Source organism: Pectobacterium brasiliense (assembly GCF_016950255.1).
GTDB lineage: Bacteria > Pseudomonadota > Gammaproteobacteria > Enterobacterales > Enterobacteriaceae > Pectobacterium > Pectobacterium brasiliense.
The window spans coordinates 322,859-347,928 of record NZ_JACGFN010000002.1 but is presented as its reverse complement, the minus strand read 5'-3'; the positions used below and the strand labels follow the sequence as shown (position 1 = coordinate 347,928).

Sequence of the window (25,070 nt, the reverse complement as noted above, 5' to 3'; positions counted from 1 at the left end):
CTAAATCCCTACTAAACATAAACAGCGCCCTTAGCGGGCGCTAATTCTGATATTTATAAATCCTCTATTGCGAAATATGTCGCTGCTCTGTGTGTTCCAGGCGTAAAAAATTGCGCTGAGGTGGGCGTGGCCGCCGGATGAGCGGCATGGACGCCGCGAAAATCTGCGCCGCGTAAGGAACGCGTCGCAGACGGTCCGAATAGCGGATACGCACGCCGAAGGTATCGCGTAGCGACGCAATTAGCGCCGAAAAGCCAGTGGTCAAGGCGCTGCGGCGATTGAGCGCGCCTTGTCGGGCGTGTGATGACATCACAGATTTACTCGGTAGTTAACACGCACGAAACTTTCGTACTACCGCATATGATGCAGTGAAAATTTGATAGCGAGTGTTACTCGCAATAGAAAAAGGCCTTCGGTAGAAGGCCTTTTGGGAAATACCCGACGGGAATGATGGACCCGTCGAGCTGAGGGTTAGTGCGGTATTACCACCAGGCTTCTGCCTGAATACCGAAGTTCACGGCATTGCTGCGAGCGTCGTTGAAGGTGTTGCGGTTTTCATTTCCGCGGTTTTGGTAAGACACGAAGAAGCGCAGTTCCGGGCGTGTCATCATGGGAATATCAGCGCTGAAGGCGTGTGCCAGCGTGTATTTCTCACCACTGTATTTGGTTTCTGTACCCGCTTTCCAGCTATCTTTTTTCTGATATGCACCCACTTCCAGATAGGTTTTCTGGTTCTTGGTCCAGGCGTATTGGCCGCGACCTACCGCAGATAATAACTCTGTGCTGTCGCGCCAGCGGCTGATTTCATCCGCTTTACCGTAGGTCAGGACATGGCTAAGAGAAATATTATCCGTGATCGGCAGATCACCGGCCTGAATGACGCGGTAGCCTTTAGCACTGTCGTTAATGCTCCAGACGTCATACCAGCCGCCGCCCTGATCGACCATGTTGTGTGCCAGCCCTTTGTCGGCATATTGCAGCACCAGTTTCTGGTTGGATTTGAGGCCAGAGAAGTAGTGGCTGAGCTCGCCCGTGATCATCATCGAGTTTTTAGGATCGAATTTTTGCCCTTCCGCGAGGAAGATATTTTTCTGTGTGTCCGCTTCATTTGGCATCGCGTAGGAGATACCGAACTCCGTCCACGCACCGTCCCACGGCTTCCAGCCCGCATAGCGTGCGTCCAGATAGTTGATATTCAGATCGTCGTAGGTATCTGTTCTGGTTTGACATTCCTGACTGTTAATGCTGTTGCCACAGTCGACGTTCATGTTTTCAGCATCGGCACGGATCCAGGCAAACGAGAATGCACCTTCACCGGCTTTGACGTTTTCGATCCCGGCACCCGCACCGGAGATATTCCAGTATTTGGTATCGATGATGTGCAAGTCATGACGCTGATAGTAGCGTTTCCCCGCCCATACTGTGGCATCCGGCAGGCCAGGCACAAAGCCTTTTGCCTGAAGGTTCAACTGGCGCAAACCAAACTCGGCATCGTCATTTTTTGTCGTTTCATTATCGTTCGAGCCGTTAGAGAACATGGAAATCATGCTATCAAAGTAAAACGTTTTCCCATTTTCGTTATACAGCTGCTGCCCTAATTGGATTTCACCGTAGGTGTCATCTTCGTTACCTAATCTTCCTACATAGTTTTTATCGGCTGCCTGTTGTTTCCCGTGGTTTGAAGCCCCCACGCCAGAACGGAAGTACCCTGAAAAATCAACAGAATAAGAAGGGCTTGCCAGCATTGCCAAACTCAGCGCAATGGATGTTGTCAGCAGTTTTCTTTTCATAATATACCTTTCGCTTATTCGGGTAAGAATGTGGATGTTCCAAATAACATGACGTGAACGGAGGTAAAACGCTTCCACTCATGGCGAAGGATTATGGGGGAATAAAATGGTGCGTGACATGATTGTTCTCACAAAATACAAAATAGTTACACCGATATTTACACTGATGTAACGATATTACAGAGGGTATTTTGATTATTTATCAGAACTATCTAGGTGTTATTTGCTGTGTAATGATGTGTAACTGGTTACACATTTTGCCTGTACGGTTAAAATGCAGCATAAAAATTTTTTATGTCAGAATCGGTGACGTTACATAAAAGGCATGATGCGATGCCGAGTAGGAAACATTTCAGAAAAATAGTGAAAGAGAGTCTGCGGAAGAGAAATACAGAACAGGACGTGCAAGTGCGGAAAGGGACAATGATGTCGTGCTTGCCTGATGCGAAAGAGCAACGCATCGGGCAAGCTGAATGATAAAAGGCGGTTATTTCTTACGGGCTGGGGGGCTGACAGAATGGCGGCGTACCAGCGTCGGGCTAAACATGTTCGTGGTTTCACTGAGCTGTTTGCCGTGGGATAACGCGATGGCTAATTCTGCCGCCTGAATTGCCATAGCGGAAACTGGATAGTGTACGGTCGTCAGGCGAGGACGAAGGTAGCGGGCGATCAATACGTCATCAAACCCAACTACCGACATATCTTGCGGTACGCTGATGCTGTTATCGCTCAGGACAGAAAGGGCACCTGCGGCCATGGAATCGTTGTAACACACCACCGCCGTCATGTTGCCGCCCCGACTCAGCAATTCCATCATGGCGGATTCACCGCCCACTTCGTCCGGTGAGGCGCGGGCAATGAGGCGTTCATCCCGTGCGATGCCGTGCTCTTGCAGCGCATCCACATAGCCTTGCAGGCGGTCGGCGGAGTCAGAAATTTGGTGATTAGAACAGAGAAAGCCGATTCGCTGATGCCCTTCCTGAATTAAATGGCGCGTTGCCAGCCAGGAGCCATAGCGATCGTCGAGTGCAACGCAGCGGTTTTCATAACCGGGTAACGTACGGTTGATGAGCACCATGTCAGGAATGTGGCTCATTAGCGCCGCCAGTTCCTCATCTGAAAGCATTTTTGCATGCACGATCAGCCCCGCGCAGCGGTGGCGAATTAGCTGCTCAATGGCTTTCTTTTCCTGCTCGGCATTGTGATAGCCGTTACCAATGAGCAAAAAGTTGCCGGTTGCCTGGGCAATTTGTTCGACAGATTTCACCATTGTCCCGAAAAAGGGATCGGACACATCCGCGACAACCAACCCCATGGTCTCCGCACTTTGGTGCGCGAGCGCTCTGGCATTGGCGTTTGGATGATATTGCAGCTCCGCCATGGCCTTGTGTACGGCTTCCCTTGAGGCGGTACTGGCTTTGGGTGAGTTATTAATCACGCGCGAAACCGTAGCGACTGATACACCTGATAGACGAGCAACATCCTTTATTGTGGCCATTGGCATTCCTGAGCGGTCAAATGCGTGGTGAGGCGGAACGCAGCCCAACTCGCAAGTTAAAAGAAAAAATCGATTACTTATATTTATAAATGTACAGGTTTTTGGGGGATGTTACCTATCCGACCACCTTGCCTTTTTGATCCAGACCGTACTTATGTGATCGCTATCAACAATCATCGACCATTTCTCTCTTCCAAAATACCATGCTGAGGTTTAAATTTAGGGTAACCGATTACACTTATATGATGGTTAAACGATAGCTGACTATCGTTATTCAGCATTGCTACAGCTGTTTTATCCATGCCATATAGTGAAACTGATTACATTAAGGGGTTTTTCTGGCTGAGTTTACAGACTGACCTGATGCCTCTCCGAGATCTCTGACGGACTGTTAGCGCCATACAATGGGTTGCGGATGGTGCCGCGGTTGTACCGAATTTGTGTTTTGTATTGAGGAATAGCTTATGCAGTTTGAGCCGACTGAACATCCGCATCGCCGTTTTAACCCGCTGAAAGGCGAATGGATTCTGGTTTCTCCGCATCGTGCCAAGCGCCCCTGGCAGGGGCAGCAGGATGAACCGGATCGCGCCACGCCACCGCCTTACGATCCGACCTGCTATCTGTGTGCGGGCAATAAACGCATTACTGGCGATATCAACCCGCACTATCAGGGCACCTTTGTTTTTACGAATGACTTTTCGGCTCTGATGGAGGACACGCCGGATGCACCATCGGGCGACGACGAGCTTTTTCGCGTGCAGCAAGCCCGTGGCGTTAGCCGTGTCATCTGTTTTTCTCCCGATCACAGTAAAAGTCTGCCACAGCTTTCGCTGCCAGCGCTGAAAGCGGTGATCGATACGTGGAGCGATCAGACTGAAGAACTGGGCAAACGGTATCCGTGGGTTCAAGTTTTTGAGAATAAAGGGACGATGATGGGGTGCTCCAATCCCCATCCGCACGGGCAGGTTTGGGCTAACGATTTTCTGCCGAACGAAGTACAGCGTGAGGATGAGCAGCAACGTGATTATTTCTCCCGCCACGGTTCGCCACTCCTGCTGGACTATGTTCGCCGCGAGCAGGCTGACGGATCGCGCATTGTGGTGGAAACGGAGCACTGGCTAGCGGTTGTCCCTTACTGGGCGTCGTGGCCGTTTGAAACGCTGGTCCTGCCTAAGTTCGCCGTGCAGCGATTACCACAGCTCAATGACGGTCAGCGTGACGATCTGGCGCTGATCCTGAAAAAGCTGACCAGCCGTTATGACAACCTGTTCCAGTGTTCCTTCCCCTATTCGATGGGGTGGCATGGCGCGCCGTTTAAGGGCGATGACATCGCACACTGGCAGCTGCATGCCCATTTTTATCCCCCGTTATTACGTTCCGCCAGCGTGCGCAAATTTATGGTCGGCTATGAAATGCTGGCTGAGACACAGCGTGATCTGACGGCAGAGCAGGCCGCTGAACGTTTACGCAGCGTGAGTGATATCCATTTTCGTGAGCAAATTTGAGGTCATTTTATGAGCCGTATTGATTCTCTACGTCAGTTAACCGAGTCTGTTTTTGTCCGATTATTTGGCTATGCGCCGCACGCGGCTATTCAGGCTCCCGGTCGGGTCAACCTGATTGGCGAGCACACCGACTATAACGATGGCTTTGTCTTGCCTTGTGCTATCGATTACCAGACGGTTGTCAGCGCAGCGGTACGTCAGGATGGCATCGTGCGGGTGGTCGCGGTGGACTTTGACAACCAGCAGGATGAATTCGATCTTGCCAAAGCGATCGTGCCTCACCCGGACTACACCTGGGCGAACTATATCCGTGGAACGGTGAAGTTTTTGCAGGCACGTGGCCTGCCGCTCACTGGTATGGATATGGTGGTCTCCGGTAATGTGCCTTCTGGCGCAGGGCTAAGTTCTTCGGCTTCGCTGGAAGTGGCGATCGGGCAGACGTTCAAAGAGTTGAATAATCTGGATATCAGCCAGTTGGATGTGGCGTTGAACGGCCAGCAGGCGGAAAACGATTTTGTCGGCTGTAGCTGCGGCATTATGGATCAGTTTATTTCCGCTCAAGGGCGTGTCGGTCAGGCGCTGTTGATCGACTGCCGTTCTCTTGAAGGGCGCGCTGTGCGTATGCTCGACGGCGTTGACGTCCTGATCGTGAACTCTAACGTGCGCCGTGGGCTGGTGGACAGCGAATACAATACGCGACGCCAGCAGTGTGAAGCGGCGGCGCGTCACTTTAACGTCAAGGCGCTGCGTGATGTTTCACTGGCACAGTTTGAAGCGGGAATCGAGGGGCTGGATCCGGTAGCGGTACGCCGTGCGCGACACGTTATTACCGAGAACCGTCGTACACTGGAAGCGGCCGATGCGCTGGCGCGTCAAGATGCGCACCGTTTGTTTACGCTGATGGCAGAATCGCATGTCTCCATGCGTGACGATTTTGAAATTACCGTGCCGCCGATCGATGTGCTGGTGGATCTGATTCAGGAGTATGTCGGTGAGCGGGGCGGTGTGCGTATGACCGGTGGCGGTTTTGGTGGCTGTATTGTCGCCCTTATTCCCTCGGCGTTGACGGATGAAGTCAAACAGGTGATCGAACGGGAATATCCGGCGCGTACCGGCCTTCAGCCATCCATCTATCTGTGCCAGGCATCCGGCGGTGCGGGTCGCGTGAGTTAAGTTCAGGCTGGGAAAGGTGAGCGAAAAGGGCTTTGGTTAAAGCCCTTTTTACATTTCATGTGTTTTACATTGCATATGTTTAAGGCAGCAGGAACAGCGTTGCCAGCCCGAGGAAAATAAAGAAGCCGCCAGTATCGGTAATGGCCGTAATCATTACGCTGGAGCCGATGGCCGGATCGCGGCCGAGTTTCATCATGATCAGTGGGATAGCGACCCCCATCAGCGCGGCGAGCAGCAAATTCAGCAGAATCGCCAGCATCATTACGCCACCCATCGCGGCATTACCATAGAGCAGGAAGGTCACCACGCCCATAATCGTGCCCCATATCACCCCGTTGACCAGCGCAACACCTAATTCTTTAAGCAACAGGTACGATTTTTTGCCGTGTTCAAGTTGATGCAACGCCAGTGCACGCACGATCATCGTAATCGTCTGGTTACCCGTATTCCCGCCAATTCCGGCGACAATCGGCATGAGCGTCGCCAGCGCCACCAAATGGGATAATGTATTCTCAAACAGGCCGATAACCCGCGAAGCTATAAGCGCCGTACAAAGATTGATCGCCAGCCATGCCCAGCGATTGCGAAACGATTTATACACGGGCGCGTAGACGTCTTCAGAAGGCGTTAACCCCCCTGAACGCCGCAGACTGCTGTCGCTCTCTCGGTTCACGACGTCGAGGATATCCTCAATCGTCAGGCGTCCCATGAGTTTCCCTTTGCTATCGACCACGGCGCTGGAAATTAAGTCGTAACGTTCAAAAGCCCCTGCGGCTTCTTCGACTTTATCTTCAGGCTGGAATCTCAACGGCTGATCGTCCATGACGTCATTAACCAGAGCCTGAGGCGAGTGGAGCAGAATGCTGGCCAGTGACAGCTCGCCGATCAGCGTATTTTTGCGATCGGTAACGAACAGTTTGTCGGTGGAATTGGGGATGGTTTTACGGTAGCGCAGATAGCGCTGTACGGTCGCGAGTGTGACATCGGCGCGCACGGTGATGAGCTTGAAATCCATCATGTGGCCGAGGCAGTCTTCATCGTAATTGATGGCGGCACGTAGCTGCGCGCGCTGCTTCGGCTCAAGCGAGGTCAGTATTCTGCCCAGCAGATGGCGGGGGACGAGGCGAGACAGCTGAGCCTGCTCATCAACATCCAGAATCCTCACCGCTCTCAGGATTTCCTTGTCCTGCATGTCGCCGATCAGATCGTCAGAAATGCTGTCAGAGGCCTCAATCAATACGCGGCCGCGCTTCTCTACAGGAATAAGCCGCCAGAGCGCCAGCCGTTCATCCTGCGGTAAAGATTCCAGCATGTCGGCAAGGTCAGCGGCATGCAGCCCGATGATGAGCTCGCTGATTTCTGCGGTTTGATCGAGCAGGATGCTTTTTTCACGCAGTCTGATTTTGTTATTTAATGCAGCGCTGTCGTCCAACGAGGCGTCATCGCGTTCCGTAACGCGCGGTTGCCGGTTGATAATGTCTTCAACCAGTTCTTTGTTTTCCAACAGCAGAAGGGAGATACGGCGACGGAGGTCGGTAAGTTTTTTTACACTCGACATAATGTTTTATGCTCGATCTGTTTTTTATCCGTGTTTTATTAAACGTAGCGCAAAATCAGTAGATTAAGAATAGGATTACTGGCGAATCGCAGTCTGAAAGGTGTGCGATAGTGCCCAGACGCGTTTTTGATGCGGTTTTTATCTAATGAATTATTAAATCGCTTGCTACTTAGTTTTTGGCGATATATATTCAATTCCAGAAACGTAACCGATACCAATGGCAGAAACGATGAACGACAACGCTTACAAACTGGATGGACAGCTGTGCTTCGCACTGTATTCAGCCAATCTGGCGATGAATAAACTGTATCGTCGTTTGCTGTCTGAGCTGAACCTGACCTATCCCCAATATCTGGTCATGCTGGTGTTGTGGGAGCGTGAGGGGCTGACGGTGTCTGAACTGGGTGAGCGTCTGTATCTCGATTCCGCAACGCTAACGCCGTTGCTCAAGCGGTTACAAAGCGCAGGCTTAGTCGTGCGTAACCGGGGAACAGAGGATGAGCGCCAGGTGCTGGTTGGTTTAACCGAAGCAGGGCGAGCACTTCAGCAACAGGCGAAAGCGATTCCTGAAAGCGTGTTTTGCGCGACGGAATGCCATCTTGACCAGCTACAGACGATCAAAAAAGATTTAGAAACGCTGCGTAAGAATCTGATTGGGCATCTTTGAAGATAGTGGCGGTTGCCTTGTGCATCCGCAGCTCCTCAGACAGCATTATATTTGTTAAGTAGTCTGTTTTTACGTGATTTTCTTTACGCAAATAAGTAGTTCGCGATTTAATTTTTTACTATGTAATTAAAGCCTGAGCAGCATCTATATTGCCTTAGGCCATTCCCTAACTATCTGGAGTCACATTATGTCTATTGAAAAAGTATTATACGTTGCCCATGCTCAAGCTACCGGTGGTCGTGATGGTCGTGCGGTGTCTTCCGATAAAGCGGTTGATATTAAATTGACGACCCCACGTGAACTGGGCGGTGCAGGCGGTGAAGGGACGAACCCAGAGCAGCTGTTTGCCGCGGGCTATTCTGCTTGTTTCCTTGGTGCGATGAAATTTGTCGGTGCGCGTGAGAAAATCGCTGTCCCTGCTGATACTACGGTAAACGGTAGCGTAGGCATCGGGGCTATCCCGACGGGATTTGGTATTGAAGTTGAACTGAAGATTTCCCTGCCGGGTCTGGATCGCGCCGTGGCTGAAGATCTGGTGCAGAAAGCCCATATCGTTTGCCCATACTCCAATGCAACGCGCGGCAACATCGATGTGACCCTGACTATCGTCTAAGCCTGGCTTGAAGCAAGCACATGATTGATTGAGGAACTCAATTGATTGATAAAAACGGTGGCTGCGAAGATTCGCACTGCCGTTTTTTTATTTCACCATGATTCCAGCACCGAACTTCGCTGGACTACGCCACAGTCTGATACAGCAGGTTTATCAATAACTTAGGCGGATTCATCATATGCCGGTGCTTTCTGAAACTTGACCCGGCTTCCACCCGCTTGGCTCCCAACAGGCTCCTGGAAATCGGGCTTTCCGAGGAGTCATCATGGCGAAAATCAAACTCACCAAGTCCGCAGTCGATGCGGCACAAGCCCAAGCGCAGCCAGTCGAACTGCGCGATACCCTGGTTCCCGGCTTCCTGTGCAAGATCACCCCGGCAGGCCGCAAGGTGTTCATGCTCCAGTACCGCACGAATGCCGGAGAGCGGCGCAAACCTGCCTTGGGGCTCTATGGAGAACTGACCGTCGAACAGGCTCGGTCGCTGGCGCAGGAGTGGCTGGCGCAAGTGCGCCGAGGTGGCGACCCTGCTGCAGAGAAGGCTGCAGCGCGTCAGGCACCCACGGTCAAGGAGCTGTGCATCAAGTTCATGGAAGACTACTCCAGCCAGCGTAACAAGCCTAGCACGCAGGAAGGCTACCAGAGCGTCATTGACCGCAACATCATCCCGATGCTTGGTCGCATGAAGGTGCAGGATCTGAAGCGGCCTGACGTGGCTTCGATGATGAAGAAGATGGCGCACAAACCCGCCGATGCGAACCGCACGTTCAGCGTGATGCGCAAGATGTTCAACTTGGCTGAGGTATGGGGCTATCGCCCTGACGGCACTAACCCATGCCGCCATGTGCCCATGTACCCGAACGGCAAGGCGACTCACCTCATCAGCGACGAGGAAATGGGCAAGTTGTTTCGCTACCTTGACCAATTGGAGGCGGAAGGCCTGGAGCATGCAGTGATCCCGCTGGCCATCCGCCTGCAATTCGAGTTTGCCGCTCGTCGCTCCGAAATCATTGAGCTTCAATGGGATTGGATTGATCTGGAAAACCGGCGCGTGGTGTGGCCTGACAGCAAGACAGGGGGTATGTCCAAGCCCATGAGCGAAGAAGCCTATCGGCTTCTTTCAACAGCCGCCCGCAATGCTATGAAGCCCCATGTGCTGCCCTCTCCACGGCATCCAGATCGGCACCTGAGCGATGGCGAGTATTACAGCGGTTGGACTCGCACTCTGAAAGCCGCTGGTGTAACGCATGTGGGTACGCACGGCATCCGCCACCGTTCGGCGACGGACATTGCCAATTCGGGCATCCCAGTGAAGGTCGGTATGGCGCTGACGGCGCACAAGACCGTGGCGATGTTCATGCGCTACGTCCACACCGAAGACAAGCCCGTGCGGGAGGCCGCCGAGTTGGTGGCGAACCGGCGCAAAGCGCTAACCTGTGTCAAGCAATCACCTGCGGAGGTGACAGCATGACCAGGCGAAAGGGTATCCATCACGTCACCAGCAGAACCGACGGCGCTGCTGGGGGACATTCGGGCACTGATCGAGACATCGAAGCAGCGCGTCGCCTCAACGATCAATGCCGAACTGACCCTGCTATTCTGGCAGATTGGCCAGCGCATCCATACGGAGGTGCTTTCCGGGCAGCGGGCCGGGTACGGCGAGGAAATCTTGCCGACTCTGGCCGAGCAGCTTGCCCGCGACTATGGGCGCGGCTTTGGGGAGAAGAATCTGCGTCGGATGGTCAAATTCGCCGCCACGTTCCCAGAAGAACAAATTGTCGCGACACTGTCGCGACAATTGAGCTGGTCGCATTTTGTCCTGCTGCTGGCACTCAAGGAACCGCTCCAGCGGGACTACTACGCGCAGATTGCAGGTGCTGAACGCTGGAGCGTGCGAACTCTGCGCGAGCGCATTGACTCGATGCTGTACGAGCGCACGGCGTTGTCGCAAAAGCCGAAAGAAACCATCGAGCGGGAGCTGGCGACCTTGCGCGACGCGCAACGCATGACACCGGCGCTCGTGATGCGCGACCCGTACATCCTCGACTTTCTGGGAATGCGAGATAGCTGGCAGGAAAGTGACCTAGAGGCGGCCATCATCCGTGAAATGGAATCCTTCCTGCTGGAGCTGGGTGCGGGCTTCTCCTTCGTCGCCCGACAGAAGCGCATCCAGATCGACGATGAGGATTTCCACCTTGACCTACTGTTCTACAACCGCAAGTTGCGGCGGCTGGTGGCGGTGGAGTTGAAGATCGGCGAGTTCAAGGCGGCCTACAAAGGGCAGATGGAGCTTTACTTGCGCTGGCTGGACAAGAACGAGCGGGAGCTGGCGGAAGCCTCGCCGCTGGGGATCATCCTTTGCACCGGCAAGAAGCGCGAACAGATTGAGTTGCTGGAACTAGACAAGTCGGGCATCCACGTCGCCGAGTACCTGACAAGCTTGCCGCCGCGCGCAGTGCTAAGTGAGAAGTTAAAGCAGGCAACTCAACGGGCACAATTGCACATCAAAACGCCAACTAAAACTTCGTGAAGAAAAAAGCAAAGTTGTGTGTCGCACTGTCGAAGTTTTTTTAAACAGCATACCCTCATGAAGATATGACGTATCAATTCTTAAGCCCTAACCGAGAGAGTCCTTAGAGTTAATCTGATCGCTCAGAAATAAATTGCAAAATTCACATCAATCGAATCGTGGTGATTTCATACTCTTCAGGCAGCCATACCCCCCATCCTTGCGGAACCATAACTTGCATTAGCGCCATGTTAAATATGGATAAGTTCTTGTAGAAATCGTCATCAGGGACAACCTCGAGATTCTCCAGGCATAAATCAATTAAGTCTCGCCACTTGAAGTACTCCTCAAAAAAACGAATCTGCGATATCTCCATCCAGTATATTTCGATGAGATCGAATCCTCCTATTATTTCGGGGTCGAAGCAGTCCAGGTTGTGTTCAGGATAATCCCTGAGACATTTTTTGCAGCCGTATTCGAAACATAGCTTATTACCCTTTTTTACAAGGGTAACCATTGAGCGAGGGAGATTCTCTTTTGATAAAATATCATTACATCCACACCTCATTACACAAGGTAGTGGCTTGTATACCATGTTTGTGTTCACATGGTGATATAGGTCGTGCACTTGCTTGAAGTACTTTTCCAGAACAAATCCCATCATTGTAGGGATTATGTCTAAGATGTTTGTTTTGTAGTACTCGACCACTTTAAAATCAAGCTCGCGAAGCTTGCCAAACTTTTTTTTCAGGCCTGAAGTTACTGATGACGAGTAGAATGCTATAAATCCCGAGCATGAATTAAGCTCCATGCGATCTCGAATGTCTTTTTCCTGCGAAACACCAATAGCCTTCTGATGGTGTTTGCAACTTACAACAAATCTCTGTCCACCTTTCTCGACAAGAAGATCCACGCCATCATCGCGCCCCACAGATGGCCCGAGAGCTATTGTATAGCCAAGATGGAATAGAACATCTTGAGCAAAATTCTCCCAATCTTCATCGTTGAGATCCTTGAATACATCCCTCATCCGTCTACTCCAGAAAACTACCTGCATGTGCAAAAAACCAACCAGGCATTGGAAATGTAAATTTAAAAAGTTATTGCCTCGATTTTTCTTCCGAGTAGTGGGAAGCAATAACCTAATTAAAATAGCACCCGCTTTAATGCAGGGTTCATTATTGGATATTTTGCTTTCGCCAGTTGTCAACAGCGATCATTAGTCGATTCTCTTCGACTGGGATCTGCCATTCATCCCAAAAATTAACAGTCCCGCTATTCGGCTTATTTTGTGGCTCGTCGATTCTGATGCGGCTTGGCAATAAACTGGCATCACCAACAACCAAAGCCTCGCCAGTGTCGAGCGTAGGAAGGATATCGCTGAAGCCGCCGAGGCTATCAGGAAGTAGACGTTTAATAACTCCTTGATCTTCAGCATTGGTTAGACGCATAGATACAAAGTTACTGCACTGGCTAAGCAGTGTTTTGTTTACTTCGGATGGACGTTGGCTGATTACAACCAAGCTAACGCCATATTTTCGCCCCTCTTTGGCGATGCGCTCGAATATATCCAGTGAAATATCGTCGGCAGAATCTGCCATATTGCGCTGCGGCATATATAGGTGCGCTTCATCACAAAGAAGCGCAATAGGGTGGCGAAGCTCTGATGGCGTCCACTGTTGGACTGAGAACGTAACTCGTGCAACGAGGGATACGATTAGGGGCAAGACGTCCGAGGGAACCTCGGAGAAGTTGATGATCTTGATTCCTGCTTTCCCGTTCTCCGCAGTGCTCCCAAGAGCAGCGCTGGCAAATTTCTCAAGCCAAGTGAAATCAAGAATATCTCCGCCGCCATTAAACATAAATCCGAGGCGTCGATCGGAAATTTTGTTCTCAAGGCGAGAAATCATGCGTGCGAGCTTTCCGAAGAAGTCGCCTTGCTTGTCGCCGCGCGAACCAGGAACCATTTCGATGTTTATTTCATTTAGTCGCGACATCAGGAAGTTAAGATCAAATGGCACAGGGCTATCTACAGTAAAATGCTTAAGCAAGTCCTGTTGTCCATTGTCTTCAAGGTACTTCCTCTTGGCCTGATTGATCTCGCGAGCCATAATCATGGCTTGGTTCGGGGCATTTTGGTCGCTGCGATCCACAAACATGGAAACTAGCGCCTCATAAGAAAGTAGCCAATAAGGCAGGTAAAGCACACCATCAGAAATAGTGCGTTGGGCTTCAACATCTGCAGGCCCAGCAACCTTGAAGTGCTGAATGCCAGGCCCCGTCAATGGCGCATATTCTCCGTGGAGGTCGAAGACAATGGCGTTCGCTGTAGAAAGCCCTGACATCTGCTCAATAATTTTGGCCGTTGTCCAAGACTTCCCAGACCCTGTGCTCCCTCCAATAAAGGCATGGCGCTGGAAGAATTTATTTCCATTAAGGTAGGCTACTGCATTGTCATCCAGAGTGTATTTGCCGAGAGTCAATGCATTGCCGTCGGCTGAAACACTGGAGAGCGTGCGCATAAATCCAGTGAGGTTCTCGCCTTCGAGAGCGAAGCAGTTTGCATCTATTTCAGGAACACTTTCGAGTGTTCGACGGAAAACGTTCTCCTTGGAGCCATCGCGATCCAGCATGGTTCCAATTAATGCAATGCGGCACAGATTCAACTCTGAATTCTGATCTACGATTCCGTCATCAGAAAGATTCTCAATGCCGCGCTTTCTTGTCACTTGCGTAATAAGACCAATCAGGTGCTGTCCTGGCTTGCTACTCTGGAGTACAGCGAGGTGATTAACCTGAAGCCTCTTCAGATGAGACACATTCTCGACGTCCACGATGACATTCGTGGTGTCAACCGAGGCAACCTTCCCGAGCGCTTCTTCATCCCTAAAGTTGAATATTGGCATATGTCCTCTCTACATGATGAGTGATAAGTAGCCCTCAAGGCTCCAGATGTTTTTCTCTACTGTAACTGCAGAACTGCTAAGGGAGGAGTAGACAATAGACTGATTGTCTGTTTCTCCTCGCTCTATGGCTAAATAATTTTGTGCTTTGCCGCCAAGGATAAGTCTCTTAGCTGACTCCGAAAGCGCGTATGTAATGATGGTGACTGGTGCGCCATGCCGCTGACATTTGGCCATAAGTTTTGGCTGGATATGTTCATCATTGAATCCATATCCGACGCACAAATATGATCCGGCCTCGTTAATGGCTACGTCTGCATTATTTATAATTGAGCGAAATGGCTCAAGATGCGTCTTCTGATACTTTTGCGTGCCAGGCGTGACAATCTGGGGGCTGTAGTTTTCAGGTATTTCTTGTGAGCCCGAAATTGCGACAGTGTCCTCTAGTGGGGACTGGAACCAGTCTAGAGAGCCATGTACTTTCCAAATATTCACTCTGCGCGAGCAGGTCAGTTCATCGGGCGTGGCCAATTGACGGAAAAAACCGTGTGTGAAACCAGTGTAGTGATGGAGCCTGCTTTGCTCGCATGCGTACTCTGCCAAACGATCATAATTTGTAGTGATGATATTTATTTTTCTTAGGCTTGTTTTGAACATATGTTCAAGCAGACGGCTCAGCGGGAACATCGAGCTATTTTGCAAGCCACTCTTGAAGATGCCGCAGTCTTCATGGTTTATAAGTAACCAAGTAGAATTTATGATTCTGCACGTCAGCACTTCAGATACTGCTACTCGGTGGAGAGCTGCCTCTAAATCCACGCCTTCTGTCAGTGTCTGACAGAACATCCCCCAGGACTCCATCTCAGCATCAGAGAGCCCTGAAACGTCAGTATTCTTTATCAAATGCTGCGCAAGCCCCCACATGCCAGACATTCCATGGGCAGCCGAGGCTCCACTACCCAAAATAATAATGGGAGCCTTGCCGTAGTAGTCCTGAGCTTGCTTTTCGTAGTTGACATCAGACAAGGCTCTATCCTTTTTATATTTGAGATTCCTGAACTGGAAAGAAGTTATTCCGTTGTAGGTGCTTACAAATAGATAATAAGCCAAGAAGAGCCTTGCGTCTCCGCTTTGCGGACCGCGCTGCTCCAGGTTCGCTCTTCGCTCATCCCTGACGGGACTGGCATTCGCCAGCCTTCCACATCCCTGACGCCTACGGCCCGGCTTCCAGCTTCGGGCCTGCGCGCTTCGCTTGCTTGCGGCTTGCACATCACGGCGGCCGTTGCCATGTCCAGCCGTCTCTCCTGACTCCATCACCTTGCTCGCGACTGTAGCCCGTGGCCGCGTGCCGTCAAGGCGCGCCAGGCCGTGTCCTCGGCTACGCCTGCGGGCCGCACCTACCTGCCGCTTTTCTCCTTGACGGCCCACGTCCGTGGGCTCCTGACCGTCGCGGGCGATGAACTCAGGAAAGACGGTGGCAACAGGGCCAACCGGGTTCCTCGTGCCAACCGCACCGAACAGCCGAAAGGCTGGGCTCCGAATCTAGGAATCCGGTGTGCGGTTTGAACAGCAAACCCTTTTCGTCAGGAGAAAGACCATGCTTGCATCCCGTTTCGCATCACGTTCCCCGGTTCTGCGCAGCGATACCCCGCTGTCGGACGACCAGATTCACCGCGTGGCCCCGTCTATCTTTGCGGAAGCGCCCCACGAAAGCCGTTCCCAGCGTTACGCCTATATCCCCACCGCCACGGTGCTGACCGAACTGCGCAAGGAAGGGTTTCAGCCTTTCATGGTGACGCAGACCCGCACCCGCCACCAAGACCGCCGCGACTACACCAAGCACATGATCCGGCTACGCCACGCCAGCCAGATCAACGCCCGAGGCGAGGCCAACGAAATCATCCTGCTGAACTCGCACGATGGCACCAGCAGCTACCAGATGCTGGCCGGGATGTTCCGTTTCGTGTGCAGCAATGGGCTGGTGTGCGGCGATACCGTGGCCGATGTGCGCGTGCCGCATAAGGGCAACGTGGCCGGACAAGTGATCGAAGGTGCCTATCAGGTGCTACACGGTTTTGACCGTGCGCTGGAATCCCGAGAGTCCATGCAGGCCATCACGCTGGACGAAGGCGAAGCCGAGGTGTTCGCCCGCGCCGCGCTGTCGCTTAAGTACGACGACCCGGACAAGCCCGCACCCATCACCGAATCGCAAATCCTGATGCCGCGCCGGTTCGACGACCGCCGCCCGGACTTGTGGAGCGTGTTCAACCGAACCCAAGAGAACCTGACCAAAGGCGGTTTGTCTGGACGCAGCGCCAACGGACGCCGCCAGCAGACCCGCCCGGTGCAGGGCATTGATTCGGATATTCGCCTCAATCGCGCCCTGTGGCTGCTGGCCGATGGCCTGCGCCAGTTGAAAGCCTGATTTCCCTGCGCGGCAGGGGCAGGCAGCAACCCTTGCCGCGTCATTCGCTGCTGCATTCCATCATCGCAAGGAGTTTTCACCATGAACGCCATCAACCACACCGAAGCCCAAGCCATCCACGGCACGGCCAACGCCGCGCCTGCCGTGCTGCTGGAGGCCGCCGACCCGAGCAAGAATCTGATTCTTGTGTCGCTGTCGCGGCTGGTATCGCGCCCCACGGGCCGCAACGTGCGCAAGACCCCGCGCATGTCGATTCCCGAACTCGCCGCCAGCATCCAGCGTGTCGGCCTGCTGCAAAACCTGATCGTGACCGCGACCGCTGACGGCGAGCGTTACGAAGTCGTGGCCGGAGGCCGTCGCCTTGCCGCCCTCAAGCTGCTGGCGAATAAGCGCCGCATCAGCAAGGAATGGGACGTCCCTTGCCTGCTGGTGGCCGATGGCACCGCCCGCACCGCCAGCCTGACCGAGAACGTGCAGCGCGAAGCCATGCACCCCGCTGACCAGTTCGAGGCATTCGCCGCGCTTCTGGCCGAAGGCCGACCCATCGAGGACATTGCCGCCGATTTCAGCGTCACGCCGCTGGTGGTGCAGCGCCGCTTGAAACTCGCCAACGTGTCGCCGCGCCTACTGGCCGACTACCGGGCCGAGGCCGTGAGCCTTGACCAGTTGATGGCCCTTGCCATCACCGACGACCACACCGCACAGGAAGCCGCGTTCTACGATGCGCCGACATGGCAGCGCGGCCCGCACAATTTGCGCGACCGCCTGACCGAGCGAGAGATTGATGCCCACCGGCATCCGCTGGTGCGCTTCGTTGGACTGGATGCTTACGAGGCCGCAGGCGGTGGCACCCGCCGCGATCTGTTCGCGGAAGCCGATAGCGGCGTGTATCTGACCGATGCCACGCTGCTGGAACGGCTGGCGCAGGACAAGCTGGCCAGCCTTGCCGCCGAGGTGAAGGCCGAAGGCTGGGCATGGGTGGATGCCACCCCCGGCACGACCCATGCCGACCTGCAAGCCTTCCAGCGCGCCCCGAGGCAACGCCGCAGCCCGAACAAGCGCGAGGCCCAACGCATCGAGAAGCTGCAAACCAAGATGCAGGCGCTGGCCGAGGCCGTGGATGCCGCCTTGGACGCCGACGACGAAGAAAAGGCCGATGTCTTGCAGCAGGAAGGCGAATACCTGGGCGAACAGTTGCAGGCGTTGGAAGATGGCTTGCAGGACTACGGGGAAGCCGCCAAAGCTGCCGCCGGTGCCATCGTCACCATCGACCGCAACGGCGAGGCCGTGATTCATCGTGGCCTGCTGCGCGAAGCCGAGGCCAAGGCACTGCGCACGCTGGAACGGCTGCGGCAAGGTTTCGGCAGCGAGGGCGAAGCCGGGAACGACGACACCGGCGAGGAAGCCGACGACGCCCCTAAGCCCGCCGCCATGTCCGACCGGCTGGCGCAACGCTTGAGTGCCCACCGTACCGCCGCGCTGCAAATCGAAGTCGCACGGCATCCGCAGGTGGCGCTGGCCGCACTGGTGCATGGCATGGTGCAGACTGTCTTGCAAGGCAGCCACTACGGCCACGATCTGCCGCTGGGCGTGAAGCTGACCCAGCAAGATCGGCTGGAAGGCATGGCCCCGGACTGGCCGGAATCGCCCGCCGCCGTGGCTCTGCGCGCACTGCAACAGGTAGCGGGTGAGGCCTTGCCGGAGGACAGTGCCGAACTGTTCGCCGCACTGCTGGCGAAGCCGCAGGATGAATTGGTGCGCCTGCTGGCCGTATTCGTAGCATCCACGGTCGATGTGGTGACGCCCCGCGCCACGCAGCGCCAGCCGGGTGCCGAACTGGCGCAGGCCGTGGCGCTGGAGATGGCGGCATGGTGGCAACCGACCGCAGACGGCTATTTCCAGCATGTGCCGAAGGTCGCGATTCTGGAAGCCGTGGGCGAATTCGCACCGCAGCACGTCACCCGGCTGGCGAAGTTGAAAAAAGGCGACATTGCCAGCGAAGCCGAACGGCTGGCCGATGGCACCGGTTGGATGCCTGCCATCTTCGCCGCCGAAGTCACGCAGCAGGCCGCGCAGGAGGTGGTGACGGACGAGGCAGCCGAAGCACCGGAGGAAGTCGCCGCCGTGGCGGATGAACAGACGCAGGCCGAGGCACTGGCCGCTTGACCCCGCACCACAGATAGCGCCCCGGTTCCGGTCGGGGCGCTTTCATGTCGAGGATTCCCCCATGAGCCACGACACCACGAACCGCGCATGGCCGCGACTTACGCCCCCGGCACGATACGCGCCCGCCGCTGGCATGGCGATAGCGACGTGCGCGGCTACCGTCCGCCTCGCGGCTGGAGAGCCCGTGCCGACCTGACCGACCTACACCCCATCACGGGCCGCGCCTTGCCGCGTGCCATGTGGCGGATCATCGAAACCAAAGAATAGGAAGCAACCCCGCGCCCAAGCCGTTCCGTCTTGGGCGCGGGGAATGCCAAAGCTCCGTGCGCTGCAGTGGCCGCACCCGGTTTCAAGGCTCAAAGCCAAAACGCCCCTTTGCCGCCTTACCGAAGGCGGCAAAGGGGCCGCGCACCAGTCGCCTTGTGCGCAAAAGTCATTGAAGCCATGCAAGTGCAGCGGCGCACGCGCCGCCGACATTCCGACAGCACCTCGCCGCAATGGGCGGCGCTTGTGGGGCTACGCCCCGGCTTGCTGCGGCAGGTTGCACGAATGCGTGCCGTGCTCGACGCTGGCGGTTCGTTGCCTGTACGTCACGAAAGACGGTTCACCGACACACCACCTGGCCTCTATGTGGAGCTTCCACGCCACGCATCAAGCATGTGGTCGCAAGTTGTGGCAGGAGCGCTCGTACCTTGTCGCTGCGGCATTGACCTGGCCGCGTTAGGGCGCAAGCCGGTGAAGCTGCCATGCGAGGATGCCGAGTCGGTCATGTCTCCATTCGGGAGAGGCGGCCCGTGCGTCCTTGGCTTGTCGTGAATCCTGGCGTTGGCGCGGCTGCGCCTTGGGCTTTATGACTGCAACCTGGAGGCGAAAACAATTTCCCCTGCGCTGCGCGCATTCCTCGCGGGACAAATTCTTTTCGCCTCCAGGTTCTCCACGGTGTTGCGACCGCTGAGCGGTGCCGCCAGCCCATCCCCCGCCGGGCGGATCACAACAAGGACGCACTGGCGCGACCTTGTTCAACCCGAAAGGAGAAATCATCATGGCTAACATCGGCACCTTCACCGCAGAGAAAGACGGCCTCACCGGCACGCTTCGCACCCTGACGCTCAACGTCAAGGTCAAGCTGGTTCCCAACGACAAGGGTGACAACGAGAGCGCACCAGACTACCGCCTGCAAGCGGCTGGCCACGATATAGGCGCAGCGTGGAAAAAGACCAGCGAGGCCGGACGCCCCTATGTGTCCGTGACCCTGGACGATCCTTCGTTCCCTGCAACGGTCTATGCCCGCCTGATCGAAAACGAGGATGGCACGCATGACCTGATCTGGTCACGCAGCAAGCCCAAGGCGGCGTAACCACCTCAGCGCCTCGCCCACTATGGCGAGGCGCTTGGCTTACCTGCTCACTTCATTGGGGTGAGCGGATTCACTAAACACCTGCAAGACAGGGGCCAGCACCAACTGCCCCACGGCATAAAGGCCAGGGCCTCTGCCTATGAGTTCCGCAATGCGTTCCTCGTGGAGTACGCCTGCTGCGCAGTCTTGCTCCATCTGTGCAACTAATGCGGATTTGGCCAGGGCTAACGTGGCCTCGGCCTGCTGCGATAGACCGCTTGCTGATTGAGCGTCATACGCAATCAGGTTATCTAGCACTGGGGTAATGCTTCCCATGCCGCCTTTGACCATTTTCGCCCGTAAGCCTTCAACGACAAAAGTGACCAAGCGCCAAATTTGCTGTGGTTGTTGGTCAAGTTCCTTTTCGATCAGTGTTCGCGCTTCAAATGGCGACAAGGTGGAACATGGCGCGAGCGCCATACTCATGGTGCGAGCCAGTTTGAGGAGTTGATGTTCTTCCAAGCGTTCCAGCAGGTTTGCGAATGCACGCTGTTGCGTGCCGTCGGCGAGCGCATTCGCAAGCCCTTCGGTAGAGTGTTCTGGCACTTGAACGCGGCCTAGCGCTGAGAGCACCTGATGTTTGTCGATATCGTGTGGCGGATGCTCCGCGAGAGGATCAATGTCCACGGTCACTTCTCGCGTGGCGGAACCCTGCGGTGCCGTGCCCAGGTGTACGGCAAAGGTTAAAGTGGAGAACAGCGCGACACGGCCGTAGATTTGGCCGTCAAAGCCATCAATACCAACCGTCACTCGATGCCCAAATTCAAACTTGTTGGCGCGCGCTCCGGCGGGCGGGCTGAAATCCCACCAGATCGGTGCCGTGCCTCCAAAGGGCTCCAGCGCAACCGTCACCGCCGCGCGTGCCTCGATCAATTCCTCGCGCTCTTCCGGCTGCTGTTCGCAGCCGCCCAGCGCTGCGACCTTGGCGATGGCTTGCGTGTAGTTGATGAAGTTGGAAAGCGTCCCTGATCGCGCGAGCTCTGGGAATTCCTGCGCGAAGAATGTCTGCGTCATGTACGCGATGGCGCCCAGACCACAGGCACCGCCAAATTTGCGCTTATGGTGAATGGAGCCGGTGATATACGGCCGAGCGGAGGGCTTCGACAAGGGTGTCCACTCGTGTCCATCGTCCTCCATCTTTTTTGCGAACTGTTTGACGGACTGCTGGTTGGGAAATGCCAGATGCAACTCTTCACCTTCGCCAACTGCGGTGCGGGAGATGACGCGGGGCTTCGTGAATTTGATCTCCTTGGCAGAGATCGAAACGGTCTCTCCCGTCAGCGTGTGCTCGCCATAGGCAGTTTTGGGGTGCTTGGAGTGATCCGGCCGAACGCCCAAGTATGCATTGAGGAAGTCGAGCTGCTCGGCAATCTCATTGACGAGACCCGAATAGCTGTTGTCGTGCTTGGGGCAATAGATGCCGGAGTTGACCCGCCGGCCTCCAAGAGACGCCGGAAAAACGTGCTCCCCAGAGCCTGCGGCCTGTCCGCACACGATGCATGTCTTCGCCATTGAGTTCCTTTCCAAAGTTGCACCACGCCAAGCGAAGCTATGCGATGCAGAGTCAATTAGGCACTTCGCCCAGGACTTCTTCAACGGCCCCCATCAAGTGGGCGACGCTGAGCCCCAGCGTACGCGCGATCTTGAAAATAATCGCCAGCGTGGGCATGTGTTCACCGCGCTCAATCTTGCCCATGTGAGAACGCTCGATACCGGCTTGATGTGCCAAGGTTTCCTGCGCCACGCCTCGCTCGACCCGCAGTGCGCGCACCGCCGCGCCGAAGGCCTGGGCCAGCTCGGCGTCGAAGGTGGTAGAGCCGGCCGGTCGGCCGCGCTGGACGGTTCGCTTCTGCATAGACAGAAGCGTCGATTCGCAGCACAATTAAAACCACGTTATATTTAACTCATTCATCCAATCTCACCTGTTTTTGTGCCTTTACTGAAATCCGCATTGGCGGCTTGCTTCAAAAGCGGAGAGCCTGATCCGTGTCTTTCCTGACTTCCGTGCATGTGCCTTCGTGCTTCTACGCTTCTGCGGATGCGTGGGCTTGCGCATCCGTGCTTTCGAGGGAAAGCGGCAAAGCGTCTCTGCTGCTCCGTACATCCGTGGGAGTACAGCCATGACTTCGCTCATCACCGCCGACGAGCGCACGCGCCTGCTGGTCAACGGCCAAGTCCGCGCCGCCGGGCAGGACACCGACCCGTTGCCCGTGGTGCGCTTGTTCACGCCAGATGCGCATGCCACCTGGCTGCTGGCTTCGCTCGACCCCGCCGATGGCGACACCGCCCACGGCCTGATCGACTTGGGGATAGGCATGCCTGCACTGGGAGCGGTGAAGCTGTCCGACCTGGCCGCCATCGTCGGGCCGCGCCAGCAGCCCGTGATGAGGGATCGCTACTTCCAGCCGGTGCGGCGGCTGTCGGAATACCTGCGACTGGCCGAAGACAACGGCTCGATCACCGATTGAGCGCCACCGCAAAGCGAGGCGCACTGTGTCTATTTCGGTCTGGTCTGTGACCCGTTCGGTCTGAATCGGCAGTGTTGCACCGAAGCGGTGCGTGCCTGATCGAAACGGTCATGATGCTTGGCGCGAGCTGCGGCAAGCTGACCGACGCGGCATGCCATTGGAGTGCGTTGCCGCCGTCGCACTCGGACGATTTCAGCAACGCATCGGAGTTCATCGGTCTTGACACTGCCAGTTTACGCTTCACCCATGACGTTTTGACGATGGCCTCGTAGCACGCCGTTTCGCCGTGGCGACGCACCCCCAGCACAGGGAGGTTGCCGTATGGCTGATCGCAGTGCCGAGCCGTGGTATGCCACGGCGGCCTATCTCTACGTTCTGCACCTGGATGGCCCGGCGCTGGCCTGGGAGTACTTGCGCCGTCATCCAGACTATCGTCACGACTGGCTGCGTCGTCGTCGCCAACCGGATGTTGCCGGGCCTTGGGGGCTGCGTCTGCTGGAAGATCCCGCCCTGGATGCGCGAGACGCGCACCCGGCCTGGTTCCCTGATCACGATGCCGTGGTGCAGCTCTACCCGGATGCCGATCCGCCGCCCGATGCGCTGTGCTTTGAGTTCTGGAAACTGCCGGGCCACAAACACCTGATCCATGACGGCAAGCGCCTGGTGCTGGTGGCGTGCTGGCCCGGCTGCTGCCTGCGCTTCGTGCTCGCGCCAGGCTTGGCCGATGGCATGGCTTACGCCTATGCCATCCGGGCCTGCGCCGCGCCTTGCGAACGCTATGCGGCTCTGGCGAGCGAATTGAACAAGATCGCCGTAGCAGCCGGTGCCGTACCTGCGGCGACCGTCCGGCCACGTCCGCCGCTGTCCGCATTGCTGGAACTGCACACGCTTCAGGCGCTGGACGCGACCCTGGCGGGTGCGTCCTTGCGGGAGGTGGCCGAAGGGCTGTTTGGTGTGGATGCCGTTACCGCCGACTGGCACGCCGACAGCGCTCTGCGCGCCCGCGTGCGGCGGCTGGTGCGCCGGGGCGATGGGCTGATGCGCGGCGGTTATCGCCGTCTGGCACAGCTTCCGGCTGTCACTTCGCATGAGGGGGGACGTTTCGCATCCGCAGCAGAACGTCCCTGAGCAAGAGCCCCAAGTTTCTTGAGACTGCCTCCATCCGGCTGCGCTGTGTGGCCGGGCTTGATGGAGGTACTTCCCATGCGACCCGCTCCCTTGCGGCCTGCCGCCGCTGCTGTCGCTGCGCCCGCGCAGCCCCAACGCTATCTGACCAACGACGAGGCCGCTGACTACCTGCGCCTTTCGCCGCGCACGCTGGAGAAGCAGCGCGTGATCGGCGGTGGCCCGAAGTTTCGCAAGTTCGGTCGCCGCGTCATGTACGCCGTGGCCGACCTCGATGCCTGGGCGGAAACGCGCAGCTTCGAGACCACTTCCGACCCCGAATATGCCGAGCACCACTCGGCTGACAGCCGTGCGCGCTGATCGGCGCATCGCCGGTGGCCATCGCCATGTCCCGCCCACCAGGGCACGCCTTGCAGCAGCGCGAACAGCTCGACCTGTTCCGCGCACTGCCGGGCGAGGACATGGCACCGCGCGATGCCCAGGACTTGATGGCCTATCCGTTCTTCTCGCTGGCGAAGTCGCGGCGCGCAGCGCCGATCGACTTCCGCAGCGGCAACATCACCATCCGCGTGGAAGGCACGCAGGAGCATGGTATTGCCACCATCTGGGATGCCGACATCCTGATCTGGGCCGCCAGCCAGATCGTCGAAGCCAAGGACTCGGGCATCCAGCCGTCCCGGCGGATGCAGGCCACGCCCTACGAGATCCTGCGCTTCATCGGACGCGGCAAGTCGCTGCGCGACTACCAGCGTCTCAAGGCCGCGTTGGATCGGCTGCAATCGACCACGGTGGCCACGTCCATCCGCGAAACCACGGGAAGGCGCTTGCACCGCTTTTCGTGGATCAACGAATGGAAGGAACTGGCCGATGCCAACGGCACGCCGCTGGGCATCGAGCTGATCCTGCCGGACTGGTTCTATGCGGGCGTGTTGGACGCCGCCCTGGTGCTGACCATCGACCCGACGTACTTCCGACTCACGGGAGGCATCGAGCGCTGGTTGTACCGCCTGGTGCGCAAGCATGGCGGCAGGCAGGAATACGGCTGGCAGTTCGACTTCCGGCATCTGCACCGCAAGTCGGGCAGCAGCACGCGGTTTTCGGATTTCGCCTACGACCTGCGGGCGCTGGTCGCCCGGCAATCGCTGCCGGGATACGAGCTGGGCATCGTGCGGATTCCCGAGGACGACATGGAATTGCTGACCTTTCGGCCCGTGCCGCAGACGGCACGGGGATAACAGCGGGACAAGCTGTGGATGGGGTCGTGCTATCAGGAGTAA

Annotated in this window: 22 protein-coding genes; 13 read left to right on the top strand and 9 right to left on the bottom strand. The window is 56.0% G+C overall.

All coding sequences use genetic code 11. The annotated features are described in order from the left end of the window. Positions 1–64: 64 nt before the first annotated feature. The 3 genes from H4F65_RS16165 to galR all read right to left on the bottom strand — a co-directional run bounded on the left by H4F65_RS16165 (position 65) and on the right by galR (position 3,288). On the bottom strand, positions 65–313 hold the full coding sequence (locus tag H4F65_RS16165) for a hypothetical protein (protein WP_155278060.1): 249 nt from the start codon (positions 311–313) through the stop codon (positions 65–67). Positions 314–482: 169 nt separating this feature from the next. Beyond that, the gene (locus H4F65_RS16160; protein WP_010285616.1) at positions 483–1,790 is read right to left on the bottom strand and encodes a maltoporin; all 1,308 of its coding nucleotides are present in this window, start codon (positions 1,788–1,790) and stop codon (positions 483–485) included. 487 nt (positions 1,791–2,277) lie between these two features. Beyond that, a complete protein-coding gene (gene galR / locus H4F65_RS16155) occupies positions 2,278–3,288 on the bottom strand; it encodes an HTH-type transcriptional regulator GalR (protein WP_039274381.1) in 1,011 nt (336 codons plus the stop codon). 464 nt (positions 3,289–3,752) lie between these two features. On the opposite strand from galR, the gene galT reads away from it, so the two are divergent. Beyond that, positions 3,753–4,793 carry a galactose-1-phosphate uridylyltransferase gene (gene galT / locus H4F65_RS16150; protein WP_010285610.1) on the top strand — a complete coding sequence of 347 codons (1,041 nt, stop codon included), beginning with the start codon at positions 3,753–3,755 and terminating at the stop codon, positions 4,791–4,793. A 9-nt stretch (positions 4,794–4,802) separates the two neighbouring features. Beyond that, positions 4,803–5,966 (top strand): galactokinase, encoded by a 1,164-nt coding sequence (galK, locus tag H4F65_RS16145; RefSeq protein ID WP_010285609.1) that lies wholly within the window; start codon positions 4,803–4,805, stop codon positions 5,964–5,966. 79 nt (positions 5,967–6,045) lie between these two features. Here the strand turns inward: galK and mgtE are convergent, their stop codons facing one another. Then, positions 6,046–7,524, bottom strand: a complete 1,479-nt coding sequence (gene mgtE / locus H4F65_RS16140; RefSeq protein ID WP_039319941.1) for a magnesium transporter — start codon at positions 7,522–7,524, stop codon at positions 6,046–6,048. Between the two features lie 217 nt (positions 7,525–7,741). Between mgtE and H4F65_RS16135 the strand changes: the two genes are divergently transcribed. The 4 genes from H4F65_RS16135 (at position 7,742) to H4F65_RS16120 (ending at position 11,331) form a co-directional block, all read left to right on the top strand. Further along, positions 7,742–8,191, top strand: a complete 450-nt coding sequence (locus H4F65_RS16135) for a MarR family winged helix-turn-helix transcriptional regulator (RefSeq protein ID WP_010285607.1) — start codon at positions 7,742–7,744, stop codon at positions 8,189–8,191. Positions 8,192–8,378: 187 nt separating this feature from the next. Next, positions 8,379–8,804 (top strand): organic hydroperoxide resistance protein, encoded by a 426-nt coding sequence (locus tag H4F65_RS16130; protein ID WP_010285606.1) that lies wholly within the window; start codon positions 8,379–8,381, stop codon positions 8,802–8,804. A gap of 265 nt (positions 8,805–9,069) precedes the next feature. Then, entirely contained in the window at positions 9,070–10,272 is a 1,203-nt protein-coding gene (locus H4F65_RS16125) for a tyrosine-type recombinase/integrase (RefSeq protein ID WP_039319943.1), read from the top strand. 18 nt (positions 10,273–10,290) lie between these two features. After that, positions 10,291–11,331: a PDDEXK nuclease domain-containing protein gene (locus H4F65_RS16120; RefSeq protein ID WP_039319946.1), complete on the top strand. Its 1,041-nt coding sequence runs from the start codon at positions 10,291–10,293 to the stop codon at positions 11,329–11,331. 142 nt (positions 11,332–11,473) lie between these two features. On the opposite strand, the gene H4F65_RS16115 is transcribed toward H4F65_RS16120, so the two are convergent. From H4F65_RS16115 to H4F65_RS16105, 3 genes are all read right to left on the bottom strand, one after another. Continuing rightward, the gene (locus tag H4F65_RS16115; protein ID WP_010280436.1) at positions 11,474–12,340 is read right to left on the bottom strand and encodes a restriction endonuclease; all 867 of its coding nucleotides are present in this window, start codon (positions 12,338–12,340) and stop codon (positions 11,474–11,476) included. Between the two features lie 148 nt (positions 12,341–12,488). Next, entirely contained in the window at positions 12,489–14,216 is a 1,728-nt protein-coding gene (locus tag H4F65_RS16110) for an ATP-binding protein (protein WP_010280433.1), read from the bottom strand. 9 nt (positions 14,217–14,225) lie between these two features. Then, on the bottom strand, positions 14,226–15,239 hold the full coding sequence (locus H4F65_RS16105; RefSeq protein WP_039320066.1) for an SIR2 family protein: 1,014 nt from the start codon (positions 15,237–15,239) through the stop codon (positions 14,226–14,228). Positions 15,240–15,810: 571 nt separating this feature from the next. On the opposite strand from H4F65_RS16105, the gene H4F65_RS16100 reads away from it, so the two are divergent. The 3 genes from H4F65_RS16100 to H4F65_RS16085 all read left to right on the top strand — a co-directional run bounded on the left by H4F65_RS16100 (position 15,811) and on the right by H4F65_RS16085 (position 20,161). After that, positions 15,811–16,638, top strand: coding sequence for a DUF932 domain-containing protein (locus H4F65_RS16100; protein WP_010280429.1), 828 nt, complete (start codon positions 15,811–15,813; stop codon positions 16,636–16,638). An 81-nt stretch (positions 16,639–16,719) separates the two neighbouring features. After that, a complete protein-coding gene (locus tag H4F65_RS16095; RefSeq protein WP_010280428.1) occupies positions 16,720–18,804 on the top strand; it encodes a ParB/RepB/Spo0J family partition protein in 2,085 nt (694 codons plus the stop codon). A 1,042-nt stretch (positions 18,805–19,846) separates the two neighbouring features. Further along, positions 19,847–20,161, top strand: a complete 315-nt coding sequence (locus H4F65_RS16085) for a DUF736 domain-containing protein (RefSeq protein WP_010280421.1) — start codon at positions 19,847–19,849, stop codon at positions 20,159–20,161. Between the two features lie 39 nt (positions 20,162–20,200). Here the strand turns inward: H4F65_RS16085 and H4F65_RS16080 are convergent, their stop codons facing one another. Both H4F65_RS16080 and H4F65_RS16075 read right to left on the bottom strand, forming a co-directional pair. Continuing rightward, positions 20,201–21,712, bottom strand: coding sequence for a hypothetical protein (locus H4F65_RS16080; RefSeq protein ID WP_010280419.1), 1,512 nt, complete (start codon positions 21,710–21,712; stop codon positions 20,201–20,203). A 52-nt stretch (positions 21,713–21,764) separates the two neighbouring features. Next, entirely contained in the window at positions 21,765–22,055 is a 291-nt protein-coding gene (locus tag H4F65_RS16075; RefSeq protein WP_010280417.1) for a helix-turn-helix domain-containing protein, read from the bottom strand. A 265-nt stretch (positions 22,056–22,320) separates the two neighbouring features. On the opposite strand from H4F65_RS16075, the gene H4F65_RS16070 reads away from it, so the two are divergent. From H4F65_RS16070 to H4F65_RS16055, 4 genes are all read left to right on the top strand, one after another. Further along, positions 22,321–22,668: a DUF2958 domain-containing protein gene (locus H4F65_RS16070; protein ID WP_010280416.1), complete on the top strand. Its 348-nt coding sequence runs from the start codon at positions 22,321–22,323 to the stop codon at positions 22,666–22,668. Between the two features lie 321 nt (positions 22,669–22,989). Next, positions 22,990–23,796, top strand: a complete 807-nt coding sequence (locus tag H4F65_RS16065) for a DUF2285 domain-containing protein (RefSeq protein WP_010280415.1) — start codon at positions 22,990–22,992, stop codon at positions 23,794–23,796. A 75-nt stretch (positions 23,797–23,871) separates the two neighbouring features. Next, the gene (locus H4F65_RS16060) at positions 23,872–24,153 is read left to right on the top strand and encodes a helix-turn-helix domain-containing protein (RefSeq protein ID WP_010280414.1); all 282 of its coding nucleotides are present in this window, start codon (positions 23,872–23,874) and stop codon (positions 24,151–24,153) included. Positions 24,154–24,203: 50 nt separating this feature from the next. Beyond that, a complete protein-coding gene (locus H4F65_RS16055) occupies positions 24,204–25,028 on the top strand; it encodes a replication initiator protein A (protein ID WP_439116284.1) in 825 nt (274 codons plus the stop codon). The last annotated feature ends 42 nt before the right edge of the window (positions 25,029–25,070 follow it).